Source organism: Natrialba taiwanensis DSM 12281 (assembly GCF_000337595.1).
Classification (GTDB): domain Archaea; phylum Halobacteriota; class Halobacteria; order Halobacteriales; family Natrialbaceae; genus Natrialba; species Natrialba taiwanensis.
The window spans coordinates 41,000-54,435 of the sequence record NZ_AOIL01000042.1 but is presented as its reverse complement, the minus strand read 5'-3'; the positions used below and the strand labels follow the sequence as shown (position 1 = coordinate 54,435).

Below are 13,436 nucleotides of genomic sequence, written 5' to 3'. Positions count from 1 at the left end.
TCCAGTCCGTGTGAGTGACGTAGCACACACGGGCGAAGACATGGACACACTCACTCTACCGACGAAACGGCAACGACTCGCCGGACGAACGGATAGACCGCGCCAATCACCACCCCACAGACGACGAGTGCAAGCAGAGTCACCGGGTGAACGGACGGAATCGGCCGCGGGAGTTCTAACACGACGCGCATCCAGAGTGGCACTCCGATCAACCCGATGGGCAACCAGCCAGCCACCCCAACGAGAACGCCGATAACTGCCCCCGCGCGTGAACTCGTAACGTCCCATCGGGCCCCGAGGAGTGTAAAAAGTCCCGCAAAGACACCGCTTGCAACGAGACACCCGCCCCCAACCAGCAGCCAGCCTGCCGCCGTACTTTCGCGGCCGGACAGCGCTGCGACCGTGTCGATTTGACCGGTCCAGGTGAGAAAGAGGCCGACAGGGACAGCGGCGATCAGCGCGGTGAGACCTACGGCATAGCCCGTCAGAAGTGTTCGAGGGACGACCCCCGCTCGTGGCGAGCGAGTCGCGCAAGCGCGACGGTCGCCGACTGCGATCGTGGCCGTGAAGATAGCGGTCGCCACGAGGAACGTTGCGACCGACACCACGATACTCTCGAGTTCATGCGTTGCGATCGGCGGCTGGTCGAGCGTGTAGTGAAACGCACACAGGTCGCCCCAGTGAGTGCGATGGAGGGCGATGAGTTCGGACGTTCCCACCGGCGTGACGTAGTGGCTATCCGGAGCCATTCCCCAGAGTCCGCCGATGGCGACGAGCCAGAGTTGCCGTTTGGCGAGGTACCCGCGCACGGCCAGCGGCGTCGCTGCGAACAGCGCGAGCGTCGCGCCGGCGAGGAAGTGAACGAGTGCGGGAGCCATCGGCTGGGATCACCCGGTCCCGAGACCGGATCGGGCTGTGCACAGAGAGACCACCGGTGAGCATAAATCGGGGGCCACAGTATCGGTTTGCAAGAATTAACTGCCGGGCGGTCGTAGCGAGCACAATGACGACACTGCAGCAGTGTGCTGAACGCCGTCAACGGATGGGAACCGATCGGCTATGAACCGAAACGTCGGCTTCACGGAACTGATTCGAGACGGTCTGCCGGAGTGGGCCGTCCCGGCGTTCGAGTGCATTGCACTGCTTGGCGACAAACTCGTCGTCGTGGGTGTGCTGGCACTCGTTACCGGCTCCGACGCGTACGGGCGGGCGACTCGCGACTACGATCGCCTCGTTTCGGATCGAGCGGCGTTCGTGCTGGCAGTCGTCCTGGGTGGTCTCGCACTGACGCTACTCTTGAAGACGGTGTTCGGTCTTCCGCGGCCGCCGTCGTCGTTGCAAGCGGTCCCGCGTTCGGGGGAGGGCTTTCCGAGCGGGCACGCGATGGCCGCGACGGTACTCTGGGGGGCGCTTGCAGTCTGGAGCGCGTACTCGACGCGCCGTCGTCGACTCGCCGGGGCGGCCCTCGTCATCGGTCTCGTCGCGTTCTCGCGGCTCGCACTCGGGGTTCACTATCTCGTCGACGTGCTGGCGTCGATCGGCTTCGGGGTCGGCTATCTGCTCGTCGCAGCGTGGGCCACCGACGGAGAGCCGGAGCGGGCCTTCGCCGGCACAGCGGTCCTCGGTGGCCTTACCGTCATCGCGACAGGCGGTACCGACGAGGGGTGGATAGCGTTCGGGAGCTGTGTTGGCGGTGCGACCGGGTGGTGGATGAGCACGCGGCCGCGAGTTCGGAAGCGGTGGCTGTCGGCGATCCAGTAGCGGCGGTGGGCAGCTGACGCCGTTGCAGTACTACGTTGGACTGAAAAGCCGGCCGGCATCGAGTCCGGATCCACTCAAGTATCGTCGGTGCCGTCGGCGTCATCAGCCGCCTCACTGGCAGGATCGGTCGCCTCCGTACTCGCCGTTTGCTCCTCCTGCTCCTGTGATTCATCCGCAGCCGCCGACTCGGCATCGGATCGGTGCTCGGCGAGCGCTTCCTCGATCGTCAACTCCCCGGCCGCGACACGGCGGGCGAGCAGTTCGTCGATCGCCCGATTCGTCCGACTCTGCTCGCGCGAGCGATCCTTGATCACCTGGAGTTCACCCGCCGTCGGCTCGATATCGCGGGCGTCGACGACCTCCCCTTCGTGCCGGGCGATGTTGACCGCGGCCAACACGTCGCCCATCCCTCGCGTACCGGTCCCGAGGTAGGGCGTCGTCCCCGTCTCGTCGACGAGTTCGACTTGCACGTCCTCCAGGTCGTTGACCAATTTTGAACTCCGGAGGCGCGCGCCGTCGCCGATGCGAACGACCGGGTCGGCGGCGTCGCTCACTTCGCGTTGGATCACGGCCACCGCGTCGGCGAGTGGCACCTGAAACGCAGCGACGACCATCTCGCCCGCCAGCACGGCGATGCCGGGGTCGCGCCCGGGGTCGACGCCGATAATCGTCCGCCCGCCCGCGCCTCGAATCGTCGTCAACGCCTGATCGACCGCCCGCCGCGGCTCGTCGGGTTGGGCGACGACCGTCGGCACGTCGTCCAACTCGGCTGCCGATTCCGCGTCCGTGATGACCACGGACGTTCGATCCGGCAACTCGGCGTCCGGTTCGACGGTCGTGAACTCGGTCCCCCGATCCCGGAGTTCGGTAACGACGCCGTGGTAGACCTCGAAGTCCGCTGTCGCGACGACGATCACACTCGTCTTTCACTGGCCCCCCGAATAAACGTGTCCGACGCCAGCGCCGGCACCGCGACGCAAGAACGAGTCGGCCGTCGGTGACGTTTCGGGGACTTTTTGCCCGAACAACCCTAATTACGGGCGTGAACGACGCGGCAATCCAGACCGGCTGTGGGCCGGTCGACGAGTTACTCGGCGGGGGATTCGAGCGCGGCACCGTGACGCAACTGTACGGACCACCGGCCGCAGGCAAGACCAATCTCGCGCTCTCGGCTGCCGTCGAAACCGCCGCCACCGGCGGTACCGTCGTCTACATCGACACCGAAGGGGTCTCGGTCGATCGCTTCGACCAACTGCTGTCCGCTCGCGTCGGCACGGATCCGGCGGTCGCCGGTGACCGAGAGTCAGACACACTCGAATCGGGGCCGGGGCCGGAATCATCAATGGAACCCAAATCTACAGCCGACCCTGAACGCGAAACAGACGCCACCGGTGACACCCACCCTGACATCGAAACCGTCGCCTCGCGAATCGTCATCGAAGACGCCCTCGACTTCGAAGAACAGGCCGAAGCCGTCCGCGATGCCGAAGAGTTCGCCGAGCGGGCGGACCTGATCGTCCTCGATAGCGCAACCGGCTTCTACCGACTCGAACGCACCGGCGAGGGCAGCGACGGCGAAGCTCTGCGAAGCGTCACCAGACAGGTGACACACCTCCTCTCGCTCGCGCGCAAACACGAACTCGCGGTCGTGCTCACGAACCAGGTGTTCGCCGATCCCGACTCGGACCGCACGCGCGCACTCGGCGGAAACACGCTCGAACACTGGACCGGCGTTGTACTCCGACTCGAGCGCTTTCGCGGTGGCAAACGACGTGCGATGCTCGAAAAACACCGCTCGAAACCGGCGGGAGAGTCGGCACAGTTCCAGATTACGGACGCAGGTATCGAGGGCGACGACGAGAGGGGACGGCGCTAGTTACACTACAGGTCCGTCTTCCGGAATCGCAGGTAGCCGAAACAGAGCGGGCCACCGATCCAACCGAGGAGGATCACGAACGCAAACAGCGGCTGTTCGTAGACGGCGGGATTATCCGGAACGGCGTGAAACGGGATGTTCTCGAACGCCGGAACGAGTCCGCCGGCGAAGTTCGTAAACGCGGTCATCGGATTCAGGGCGACGACGAAGTCGACCCACGGCGGCGATGTCTCGGGGAGCGTGAAACCGGACACGACATAGAGGAGAATCTGCGGAAGGACGGTCCAGAGCTGGAAGACGAAGACGACGTAGGCGCTGAACGCCGCAAACGAGGCTCGAGTCGAGGTTTTCGTGACGACCGAGATAGCGACAGCAATCGCGGTAAACGTGATCGTGAGGACGAAAAAGGCAAGCAGGGAGCCGGCAAACAGCGTTCCGTCGATCGTGACACCCATCACGAGCGCAATCGGGACGGCGACGAGCAGTGCTGCAAGGGCGCTCATGGCGATGACGATGCTTCGCCCGAGCAGTGTCCCGAGAACGACCGTCTGCCGAGAAAAGGGCAGTCCGAGCAGCACCGTCAGCGAGCCTGTCGATCGTTTCTCGACCAGCGCGGGGGCAACGACCCCCAGTGCGACTAGCGGAATCAACAGCGTGACCGGGGCGAGCAACTGGGAGACGAGTTCGATGTCGACCTGCGCGGACGTTCGCTGGGCGGTTCGGCCCGCCGCGTACGCGAGTCCGGCACCGAGCAGTGCGAACATACCGACGAGAACGTGGGCCTGTCGATCGCGGACGGCGTCCTGGACGTCCTCGCGGGTAAAGAGCAGCAGGCGGCCGAAGAACCCGAGACCGGCCTGGCTCATGCGACACCCTCCGTGACGGTCGCGAAGAGTTCATCCAGCGACGGATCGGTCGTCGAGACGTTCGAAACGGTTGCGGGTGAGTCGTGGCAGGCGGCGATGACCGGCGCTTTCGCGCGGTTCTCACAGGCGACTTCGATCGTCGTACCGTTGGTTTCGAGTTCTGCGACGCCGTCGATAGACGAGAGGCGGTCGAGTGCGTCGGCGGGGACTTGCGAGAGTTCGAGCGTGACGCGGGCCATGCCGCCGACGGTTTCGCGGAGGTGGTCGATGCTGTCGACAGTGACGAGTTGGCCGGCGTCGAGGATGGCGACGCGGTCACAGACCGCTTCGACCTGTTCTAAGATGTGACTCGAGAAGAAGACGGTTGCACCGCGGTCGCGCTCCTCGCGAACGATGCGCCGCATCGTGCGGGCACCGTTGGGGTCGAGGCCGGTCGATGGCTCGTCGAGGACGAGCAGGTCGGGCTCGCCGGCAAGCGCCATGGCGAGCATGAGCCGCTGGGCCATCCCCTTCGAGTACTGGTCGACGGGGTAAGCGTCCGGACCGAGCATGTTCACCCGCTCTAACAGTTCCTCCGGGTCGTCGGTGGCGTTCTTGGACTCGATTGCGAACTCGACGTGTTCGCGCCCCGTCCGCGCCCCGATCGGGCCGTAGCCGTCCGGAAGGACGCCAGTGCGTTCGCGCACGCTGACGCTGTCGGTCTGGACGTCGTGATCGAGGACGCGGACCGACCCGCTGGTCGGCTGGACGTAATCGAGCATGATGTCGATTGCAGTCGACTTGCCGGCCCCGTTCGGGCCGAGAAAGCCGAACACCTCCCCTTCTTCGACGGTGAGATCGACGTTCCGGAGGGCAGTCACGGAATTACTACGGATAATACCGCGACGCTTGTAGCGCTTTGACACGCCACTGAATTCGATGGCGACCATACAGCAGACCCCACAGCCATCGCTAATAGACTTTGTGTTCGGCTGTCAAGTTCGTGCGGCTGGGCCAGGATTGGAACGCTGAACTCGTGAGACTAGGTGCCGAGCGACAGGTGCGCTGACCGTGGTGGCCGTGACGGTTCTGGTGACGAGCAGGGTGCAAAAAGACGGACGAAAGGCGACGAAGCGATGTCCGCTACAGTTCGTTCAGTTTCCGGAGGAGTTGGCCGCGGTACTCCTCGTCGCTCGTAATTCCCTTGACTTCGAGGACATTACGCTCGAGTTTGTCGAGCGCGACGCGGAAGGCGTTCTCCGCGCCGTAGCCCTCGCCGGTGCCGGCGACCTGCCCCTTGTTCGTCCGCAGGCGGACCTGGCAGTGAATCAACGGCGTGCCGCGGAGTTTCTCCTTGTGTTCCTTGAATCGCACGTGGACGTGAAGCACCTGCATGTCGGCGTACTTGTCCGAGACGTTCTCGATGCTCTGGACGATCGACTCTCGGGTGATCGTATCGAGCAGCGAGATGTTCGTAATCTGGACGTCCATGTGTTCCTCTTCGGTGAACGTCAGCGCCCGCAGAACGTCCGTCTTGGTGATGACCCCGATGACGGTCCGATCGTCGTCTTCGGGCGTCACCATCAACCCTGCGTAGTCGTTATCGAGCATCGTCCTGACGGCCTCCTCGGCAGTGGCATCGAGGGTCGTCGTACTGACCGGGCTGTTCATGATGTCATAGACCGGCACATCGAGCAGGCGCTGGGTATCGCCGACACGATCGCCCGTCGTCGTCGTGTGATTCTCCCGAATGACGAAGTCGGCGATGTCGTGGGTCGTGACCACACCGGTGAGGTAGCCGTTTTCGTTCAACACCGGCAGTCTCGAGATGCCGTGTTCGCGCAGGTGATTGATCGCCTTCCCGACGCCGTCGTCTTCCTGCAGCGTGACCGGGTCAGCCGTATAAATATCCTCGACGGTAAGCGCATCGAGGTTCTCGAGAACCGCCTCGAGAATCGCATCGTCGGAGATGACGCCCCAGAGGTCGTCGTGCTCGAAGACCGGCGCGACCTTGGCGTTACTCTCGACGAGCACGCGGGCGGTCTCCCGAATATCTTCCTGTCGGTCGACCTTCGGGGACGGCGTGCTCCGACTGGGTTTGGTAAGTGCCGCAACCTTCGCGTCGTCCTCGACGTGAGATTGGAGGAGCTCCCGCTCGCTGATGACGCCCTCGTAGTCCCCGTCGTCAGTGACGATGATTCCCTTGGGGTTGCCGTCCTCGAACGTCGAGCGGACTTTCCCCATTCGCGTCCCGACATCGACTTCGATGTAGTCCTGGGTGGCGATATCAGCGATATTCATCCTTGCGAATGGATATACTACATCAGGGGTTTTGAACATACCGCACGGTTTGTCCGGGTCGGACCGTTATGCAACGGATCGATCCAAGTTGGACCGTTTCGTAACGAGTCGATTCCGGTTGGCTCGCAGGGCCAGACACTATTTTTCCCGGACCCGATGTAATGCGCGTATGAGGCGCGATATCGGCGTTCTCGGACGGTACACGTACCTCGCAACGGAACTATTCTGGGGAACGATCGCGGCCGCCTTACTGTACCGGGCAAACGCGGTCCGCAAAGCGGCGGTGACGATCCTCGCCCTCTATCCCATCGCGTACCTCTGGGACCGATACACGCTCGCCGTCGGGGTCTTCAGTATCGAACTCCGAACGGGAATCGAAATCGCCGGCATCCCGCTCGAAGAACACCTGTTCATGGCCGTCGTTCCGGGTCTCGTCATCGGCTTTCACGAGACCATATTTGGCAGCGAACAGACAACTATCACCGAATGAGAGTAATCACGGCTGTCTTATTCCTGGACACCGACGAGGGAGATGATGGACCGACGGGACCAGTCGACGGCCGAGACGCAGCCAGAGCCATCGGACGACTCCCGCACTCGCACTGGCTCCACGATTCGCTCCCTCGGACACCTCCTCCTCACAGCCGCCCTCGTCGGCGGGCTGCTCGCCGGCACGGCGGTGCTCGCACCGATCGCAATCGACGACCTCGATTCTATCGATGACATTCCCATTACCGAACGGCCCGCCCCGAGTTCGGATCCGCCGCCGGCCGGCGAGCGAAACCCCGAGGTAACCGACCCGGACGATCCCGGGGATTCGGCCTACGAAACCGGCGTTGAGACCGTGACGGCGACGACCGTCGAGGACTTCGTCCACGCCGAAGTCAACGAGCGACGGGCCGAGCACGGACTCGAGCCGTTGGCATGGGACGGGACCATCGCCTCCGTCTCTCGCGCACACAGCGCCGATATGGCCCAGCAGGAGTACTTCTCGCACACGAACCCTGCCGGCGAAGGACCATACGACCGATTCACCGCCGTCGACAACTACTGTCGCGCCTACGGCGAAAACATCGCCATGACCTGGGTCGATAGACGCGTCGAGTCCCCCGACGGAGAGACCGTTGTCGAACACCAGACCGCCGAAGGCCTTGCAACCGGCCTCGTCAACCAGTGGATGAACTCGACGGATCACCGGAAGGCCATCCTCGAGCAGCACAGTTCCCAGGGTTGGGACCGGGCCGGAGTCGGCGTCTACATCGACGACGACGGTGCAGTCTACGCGTCGCAAAACTTCTGTCGCGAGTTGTAGGCTGTCGAAGTCGGAGTCGACACCGGCACGCTGACACCCGCCACAACCGCCGCCGGAGCAGGGGAACGGTTATGGTTCCGGCACCAGCAGACCCGCACGATGAGCGACGATCGAGTTCAGTCCCACTCCGACCCCGACACCGACACCGACTCCGGCCCCGAGAGCGGGGCCGAGTCGACAGCGGAATCGGGTGCCGACGCCGAGCCCTTCGAACCGGGTGGCGGTCCCAACCGCGTCGTTTCCGAGGAGAGCGTCGACGATATTCTCGACTCACTCGCGGAGACGGGCGCGACAGCGGACTCCTCGCGGATTGTGATTTCCGCAGATGACGGCCCGACGGCGGACGAATCTGGGGACGACTTGGCAGACGGTGAGACTGCCGCCGAGGAACCCAGCAGTGAATCGTCAACACCCAATTCGGATAGCGACGAGCGGGTTGCGAGCGCGAGAGAAGAAGCGACGGAAACGGCTGCAGAGTGTGTCGCAAGCAGTTCTCCGATCGAAAACGCTACCGACACCAGTGTCGCCAGCGATGGCGTTCAGGTCAGTGATACCGCTGATACGGCCGGCAGTGACGAGGGCGGTGACACGAGTTCTAACGGGAACGATACCGCCGCTGGTGTCGCCGGCGAGTCAACTGAGACGGGCACCGACGATGAGGCCGATAGCACCCCCGACCTCGCCGCCCGTATCGAACACGGCACCGTCACCGGAGCCGACGTTCGCACTGCGGAGGCCGGCACCGGCCGTGAATCCATATCGGACATCGACGAGATCGAACTCTCGATGGACGACCTCGAAACAAGCACGGCCACCGGCGATACCGGCCCCAGTTCTGCCGGCTCCGGCTCACCCGCCAGTGACTCGTCCGGCGCTATCGACGACATCCCCGAAGACGCCGGACCGCTCGCGGGATCGATCGACGGCTCGAGTTCACCGGCCGATGGTGTGGGAGCTGCGTCCGCCACCAGCTCCGCTACGGATCACGACAACACCGACAGCGCCGCCGCAACCGACGACTCACCGGGGCTACTCGGCCGCCTCAAAGAACTCTTCTCGCGATAGTCTCGGGGTTCGACTGCATTGTCGATGCGTGTTGTCACGAGGACTGACGAGCCATTACCCGACGAGCGTAATCAGCACGAACAGCGTCGCGATCGACGCGAGCGTCGTTACGAACACGTTCAGCGAGGCGAACGCTTCGTCGCCGCCGAGTTCGTTTGCGAAGACGAACGTCGAGACGGCGGTTGGCGTGCCGAGCATGACGACGGTTGCGGTGACCGTCGCGGTATCGACGGCGAGCCACGAGAAGACCGCCCACGCGAGCAGCGGCATGCAGCAGATTTTGAGCGCGACGACGGCACCCGTCGCACCGGCGTCGACCGACGGCGTGTCGATTTGGAGGGACGCGCCGACGCAGAGCAACGCGAGCGGGAGGGCGAACATACTGAGAACGTCGAGCCCGGTCGTGATGGCCGGCGCAACCGAGACGTGTGCCGACCCGATCGCCAGGCCGGCTAGCAGCGAGAGCAACACGGGATTCGTCGCGAGTCGCCGTAGTTCCGCACTGAGCGTGGCGTTCGCTCCGTTGAGCGACGAGAGGACGAGAATCGTCAGCGGCAACTGCAATAGCGTGACGACGCCGAGGACGACGCTTGCGATCGCCGTCACGTCGTCGGCGAAGGTCGCCGCGACGAGCGGCAAGCCGAGATAGCCGAGGTTCGAGTGGTACGATTGGACGATAGCCACGCTTCGGCGCGAGTCAGCCGCGCGATTTCGATGGACGAGCCAGGCGATGCCCGCCGTGAGTCCGAAGACGAGCGCCAGTCCGCCTGCGAGCGACGGCGAGAGTAACTCGTCGATCGCCTGGTCGTACGTCGCAACGAAGACGAGCGCCGGCAGCGCAACGTAGTACGCGGCAGCGTTGAGCCACGCCGTTCGTGTCGTATCGAGGATGCCGACCGTTCGGAGTCCGGCTCCGAACAACAACAACGCGAGCAACGCAAGTAGCCGACCGAGCACGTCCATATGCCGCCCCAGTCGACTCGGGCATTTCTGCCGTTCGGTTCCGGCTAGTACTGAACCCATTGCGAACCGCCGCAGTTTGACGTCGACGTTGCGTCACCCGCTCGCTCGCATCGCACTGATACTGCCGGACAAAAGTCAGTGAACACTCGATCGCGTCTCACGGATCGTCGCTTGTTGCGACGACCGTTCGAGTGCGATCGACGTGTGAATNAAAGTCAGTGAACACTCGATCGCGTCTCACGGATCGTCGCTTGTTGCGACGACCGTTCGAGTGCGATCGACGTGTGAATAGTTTTGTCCGACAGTATGAACTCGGACAGTTCAAGCGAACAGTACCACCACGTAGGATCCCTCTACGTACAGAAAGTGATGAAACGTGTAACAAACGTTTATGAGTGGTGTCGTGGTCGGTGGTGCCTGATAATGCCCCCGCCGCGTTCACCGACCGCAGACCGGCGAACCGTTCTTGCAGGCTTTGCGACGAGTCTCGGTTCGATCGGACTTGTGGGCTGTCTCAACGAGAGTACCGAAAGCAACGAAGACAAGGAAGGGGATCAAAACGGTCAAGATGACCAGGAAAGCGAAGACCCGGCGGAGAACGCGAGTTCAAACGGCGACGAATCGTCGGCAACAGTACATTCGGACTACGAGACGACCGACGTCCGGGTAACGACACCCGATGGCGATGACGTTGGCGAGGTGACGGCAGCGATCGCTGATACGCCGACATTACAACGGGTGGGGTTGAGCGAGACCGAAGAGTTACCCGAAGACCGCGGGATGCTGTTCGTCTACGAAGCGGTGGACGATCGGACGTTCATAATGCCGGAGATGTCGTTCGGGATCGATATCATCTTCGCGGATGAGGAGGGCGTTATCACGGGTATTCACCACGCACCAGAACCGGGGCCGGACGAAGACGGGTCCGAGCAAACCTACCCCGGTCGCGGTCAATACGTGCTGGAAGTCGGGTACGAGTGGACTGCCGATCGAGGCGTCGAAGAGGGTGATCGACTCCAGTTCGACCTGTAGGCGTCGTGGAAACTGCTCGCTCGTTTTCGAGTGACAGAGTGAGAACTCGTCGCTTCGGGCTGTACAGTTTCTCGCTCGAAAGATGGGTTGGGACAGACTTGAATTGCATCGAGACGGACTCGCGTCGGTAGGCGTTTCGTCTGGTTCACACTATCCGTAATGACATGTCACGGACGAACTCCTCGCTCCGCTCGTCGAATTGTGTCGCTGAGAAATGGGTTGGGGCAGATTTGAACCACGGTCGTTCCGCTTCGCTACACTCCCTGATTCAAACTTCCCAACGGTACAACTCAGTCGCTCACGGATTTGTTCGCGACAGAAGTAGTGGGTTGGGGCAGATTTGAACTGCCGGCCTCCTCCATGTCAAGGAGGTGTCATAACCAGACTAGACCACCAACCCGCCTGGTTTCGCTTTCCGTGGCCCGCGGCGCCACGCTGTCTGCACTCGTTCGTTGCCCGCCACCGTAATTGAAGGTTTCGAATCGATCGTCGTGCGCAACTGGTCCGCACGCTCCAACAGGCTTAATATGGTGTACTCATATGAACATCATAAGACAACAACGTACATTGGTGTTCACAATGAAGGAGTATGTCGAACGAGTGGCCGACGGGACGAATCTCACACAATCGGAGGCTCGGGCGGCCTCGACGGCCGTCTTCGAAGACGCAACCGAGGCACAGATCGGCGCGCTGCTTGCCGCACTGCGCGCGAAAGGGGAAACCGAAGCCGAAATCGCCGGCTTTGCCCAAGGCATGCGCAACGCCGCACGGACGATCGAACCAGACCGCAAACCGCTGGTCGATACCTGCGGCACGGGCGGCGACGACTACAACACCATCAACGTCTCGACGACGAGTTCAATCGTCGCCGCCGGGGCCGGTGTGCCGATCGCAAAGCACGGGAACTACTCGGTGTCGTCGTCGTCGGGAAGCGCGGACGTACTCGAGGAAGTCGGGGTCAACGTCGAGGCAGAACCGCCGGCCGTCGAGGACGCCATCGAGCGCGACGGGATCGGCTTTATGCTCGCACCGGTGTTCCACCCGGCGATGAAGGCCGTCATCGGCCCGCGCAAAGAACTCGGTATGCGGACGGTTTTCAACGTCCTCGGCCCGCTGACGAACCCCGCCGGCGCGGACGCGCAGGTGATCGGCGTCTACGATTCCGAACTCGTGCCCGTGCTTGCGAACGCACTCGCGCGGATGGAGGTCGACCGGGCGCTGGTCGTCCACGGCACTGGTACGGACGAAATCGCGATTCACGGCGAGACGGCCGTCGCGGAGGTCGAGGGCGAGACCGTCGACGAGTTCAGTATCGATCCCGAAACCCTCGGACTCGACGAACACGACATCGGTGATATCGCCGGCGGAACGCCCGCGGAGAACGCAACCGATCTGCGCGGGATCGTCGAGGGGTCGGTGACGGGGGCCAAGCGCGACGTGATCCTCGCGAACGCCGGCGCGGCGATTTACGTCGCCGGCGAGGCGGACTCGCTCGCGGACGGCGCGGCAGTCGCCCGCGAGGCGATCGAGTCGGGCGCGGCGGCAACGAAACTCGAGCAGCTCTGTACGACCACGGCAGCGTCCGAGTCGGAGTCGGAGCCGGAGCCACAACCCCGATGACGCGCGTCAAGATCTGCGGCCTGACGAACGCGGCGGATATCGAAACCGCGGTCGACGCCGGTACTGATGCCATCGGCGTCATCTGTGACGTACCGGTCGACACACCCCGAGAAGTTGCCGCCGACCGCGCGCGTGAACTCGTCGCGGCCGTGCCGCCGTTCGTAACGGCGGTGCTCGTGACGATGCCCGAAACGCCGGCGGCGGCGATCGACCTGGTCGAGCGCATCGAACCCGACGCAGTGCAGGTCCACGGGAGCCTGGAGCCAACTGAACTCGGGTCCCTGCATGAGACGATCGGTGTGGACCTCATTGCTGCCGTCGATGCCGGCGAGATGGATGACCCGCTCGTCGGCGAGTATGCTGAGGAGGTCGATGCGCTCATTGTCGACAGCGCGGATGAAGACGGCGGTGGTGGCACCGGCGAAACACACGACTGGGATCGAACGCGAACGGTGACGAACGCGCTTGAGACGCCGGTGATCCTCGCCGGGGGGCTCACGCCCGAAAACGTCGCGGACGCAGTGCGGGCGGTCGATCCGTTCGCCGTCGACGTTGCAAGCGGCGTCGAGACCACGGGCGGGAGCAAGGATACTGATGCCGTTCGGTCGTTCGTCGACCGAGCCAGACACGCCGAACAGACGACGGAGTTGCAGCCGTAATG

At 63.4% G+C, this 13,436-nt stretch carries 14 protein-coding genes and 1 tRNA gene; 8 read left to right on the top strand and 7 right to left on the bottom strand.

The window, feature by feature from the left end; translation table 11 throughout:
• Positions 1–50: 50 nt before the first annotated feature.
• Entirely contained in the window at positions 51–878 is an 828-nt protein-coding gene (locus tag C484_RS10795) for a hypothetical protein (RefSeq protein WP_006825984.1), read from the bottom strand.
• Between the two features lie 181 nt (positions 879–1,059).
• Between C484_RS10795 and C484_RS10790 the strand changes: the two genes are divergently transcribed.
• The gene (locus C484_RS10790) at positions 1,060–1,761 is read left to right on the top strand and encodes a phosphatase PAP2 family protein (protein ID WP_006825983.1); all 702 of its coding nucleotides are present in this window, start codon (positions 1,060–1,062) and stop codon (positions 1,759–1,761) included.
• Between the two features lie 74 nt (positions 1,762–1,835).
• Here the strand turns inward: C484_RS10790 and C484_RS10785 are convergent, their stop codons facing one another.
• Entirely contained in the window at positions 1,836–2,678 is an 843-nt protein-coding gene (locus C484_RS10785; RefSeq protein WP_006825982.1) for a hypothetical protein, read from the bottom strand.
• Positions 2,679–2,803: 125 nt separating this feature from the next.
• Here C484_RS10785 and C484_RS10780 point away from each other — a divergent pair, with 125 nt between their 5' ends.
• On the top strand, positions 2,804–3,637 hold the full coding sequence (locus tag C484_RS10780; RefSeq protein WP_006825981.1) for an AAA family ATPase: 834 nt from the start codon (positions 2,804–2,806) through the stop codon (positions 3,635–3,637).
• Between the two features lie 5 nt (positions 3,638–3,642).
• Here the strand turns inward: C484_RS10780 and C484_RS10775 are convergent, their stop codons facing one another.
• The 3 genes from C484_RS10775 to C484_RS10765 form a co-directional block, all read right to left on the bottom strand.
• On the bottom strand, positions 3,643–4,503 hold the full coding sequence (locus tag C484_RS10775) for an ABC transporter permease (RefSeq protein ID WP_006825980.1): 861 nt from the start codon (positions 4,501–4,503) through the stop codon (positions 3,643–3,645).
• Complete coding sequence (locus C484_RS10770) at positions 4,500–5,432, bottom strand: ABC transporter ATP-binding protein (RefSeq protein ID WP_006825979.1); 933 nt, start codon at positions 5,430–5,432, stop codon at positions 4,500–4,502. The genes C484_RS10775 and C484_RS10770 overlap by 4 nt, the downstream gene beginning before the upstream one ends.
• Before the next feature lie 193 nt (positions 5,433–5,625).
• Complete coding sequence (locus C484_RS10765) at positions 5,626–6,783, bottom strand: CBS domain-containing protein (RefSeq protein ID WP_006825978.1); 1,158 nt, start codon at positions 6,781–6,783, stop codon at positions 5,626–5,628.
• A 169-nt stretch (positions 6,784–6,952) separates the two neighbouring features.
• Here C484_RS10765 and C484_RS10760 point away from each other — a divergent pair, with 169 nt between their 5' ends.
• The 3 genes from C484_RS10760 to C484_RS10750 all read left to right on the top strand — a co-directional run bounded on the left by C484_RS10760 (position 6,953) and on the right by C484_RS10750 (position 9,160).
• Positions 6,953–7,273, top strand: coding sequence for a lycopene cyclase domain-containing protein (locus C484_RS10760; protein ID WP_006825977.1), 321 nt, complete (start codon positions 6,953–6,955; stop codon positions 7,271–7,273).
• Positions 7,274–7,318: 45 nt separating this feature from the next.
• Positions 7,319–8,095, top strand: coding sequence for a CAP domain-containing protein (locus C484_RS10755; RefSeq protein ID WP_006825976.1), 777 nt, complete (start codon positions 7,319–7,321; stop codon positions 8,093–8,095).
• A 99-nt stretch (positions 8,096–8,194) separates the two neighbouring features.
• A complete protein-coding gene (locus C484_RS10750) occupies positions 8,195–9,160 on the top strand; it encodes a hypothetical protein (RefSeq protein ID WP_006825975.1) in 966 nt (321 codons plus the stop codon).
• A 54-nt stretch (positions 9,161–9,214) separates the two neighbouring features.
• Here the strand turns inward: C484_RS10750 and C484_RS10745 are convergent, their stop codons facing one another.
• Complete coding sequence (locus C484_RS10745) at positions 9,215–10,123, bottom strand: AEC family transporter (RefSeq protein WP_006825974.1); 909 nt, start codon at positions 10,121–10,123, stop codon at positions 9,215–9,217.
• 423 nt (positions 10,124–10,546) lie between these two features.
• Here C484_RS10745 and C484_RS10740 point away from each other — a divergent pair, with 423 nt between their 5' ends.
• Positions 10,547–11,155 (top strand): DUF192 domain-containing protein, encoded by a 609-nt coding sequence (locus C484_RS10740; RefSeq protein WP_006825973.1) that lies wholly within the window; start codon positions 10,547–10,549, stop codon positions 11,153–11,155.
• Positions 11,156–11,480: 325 nt separating this feature from the next.
• Here C484_RS10740 and C484_RS10735 read toward each other — a convergent pair.
• Positions 11,481–11,555: transfer RNA gene (locus C484_RS10735), tRNA-Val, on the bottom strand.
• Positions 11,556–11,734: 179 nt separating this feature from the next.
• On the opposite strand from C484_RS10735, the gene trpD reads away from it, so the two are divergent.
• Entirely contained in the window at positions 11,735–12,775 is a 1,041-nt protein-coding gene (gene trpD / locus C484_RS10730; RefSeq protein WP_006825972.1) for an anthranilate phosphoribosyltransferase, read from the top strand.
• Positions 12,772–13,434: a phosphoribosylanthranilate isomerase gene (locus C484_RS10725; RefSeq protein WP_006825971.1), complete on the top strand. Its 663-nt coding sequence runs from the start codon at positions 12,772–12,774 to the stop codon at positions 13,432–13,434. The genes trpD and C484_RS10725 overlap by 4 nt, the downstream gene beginning before the upstream one ends.
• Positions 13,435–13,436 lie beyond the last annotated feature (2 nt).

What these genes read in the sequence shown, in the direction of transcription:
- C484_RS10795 (WP_006825984.1), bottom strand. Translation starts at nt 878, where the DNA reads ATGGCTCCCGCACTCGTTCACTTCCTCGCCGGCGCGACGCTCGCGCTG.
- C484_RS10790 (WP_006825983.1), top strand. Translation starts at nt 1,060, where the DNA reads ATGAACCGAAACGTCGGCTTCACGGAACTGATTCGAGACGGTCTGCCG.
- C484_RS10775 (WP_006825980.1), bottom strand. Translation starts at nt 4,503, where the DNA reads ATGAGCCAGGCCGGTCTCGGGTTCTTCGGCCGCCTGCTGCTCTTTACC.
- C484_RS10770 (WP_006825979.1), bottom strand. Translation starts at nt 5,432, where the DNA reads ATGGTCGCCATCGAATTCAGTGGCGTGTCAAAGCGCTACAAGCGTCGC.
- C484_RS10765 (WP_006825978.1), bottom strand. Translation starts at nt 6,783, where the DNA reads ATGAATATCGCTGATATCGCCACCCAGGACTACATCGAAGTCGATGTC.
- C484_RS10760 (WP_006825977.1), top strand. Translation starts at nt 6,953, where the DNA reads ATGAGGCGCGATATCGGCGTTCTCGGACGGTACACGTACCTCGCAACG.
- C484_RS10755 (WP_006825976.1), top strand. Translation starts at nt 7,319, where the DNA reads ATGGACCGACGGGACCAGTCGACGGCCGAGACGCAGCCAGAGCCATCG.
- C484_RS10750 (WP_006825975.1), top strand. Translation starts at nt 8,195, where the DNA reads ATGAGCGACGATCGAGTTCAGTCCCACTCCGACCCCGACACCGACACC.
- C484_RS10745 (WP_006825974.1), bottom strand. Translation starts at nt 10,123, where the DNA reads ATGGACGTGCTCGGTCGGCTACTTGCGTTGCTCGCGTTGTTGTTGTTC.
- C484_RS10740 (WP_006825973.1), top strand. Translation starts at nt 10,547, where the DNA reads ATGCCCCCGCCGCGTTCACCGACCGCAGACCGGCGAACCGTTCTTGCA.
- trpD (WP_006825972.1), top strand. Translation starts at nt 11,735, where the DNA reads ATGAAGGAGTATGTCGAACGAGTGGCCGACGGGACGAATCTCACACAA.
- C484_RS10725 (WP_006825971.1), top strand. Translation starts at nt 12,772, where the DNA reads ATGACGCGCGTCAAGATCTGCGGCCTGACGAACGCGGCGGATATCGAA.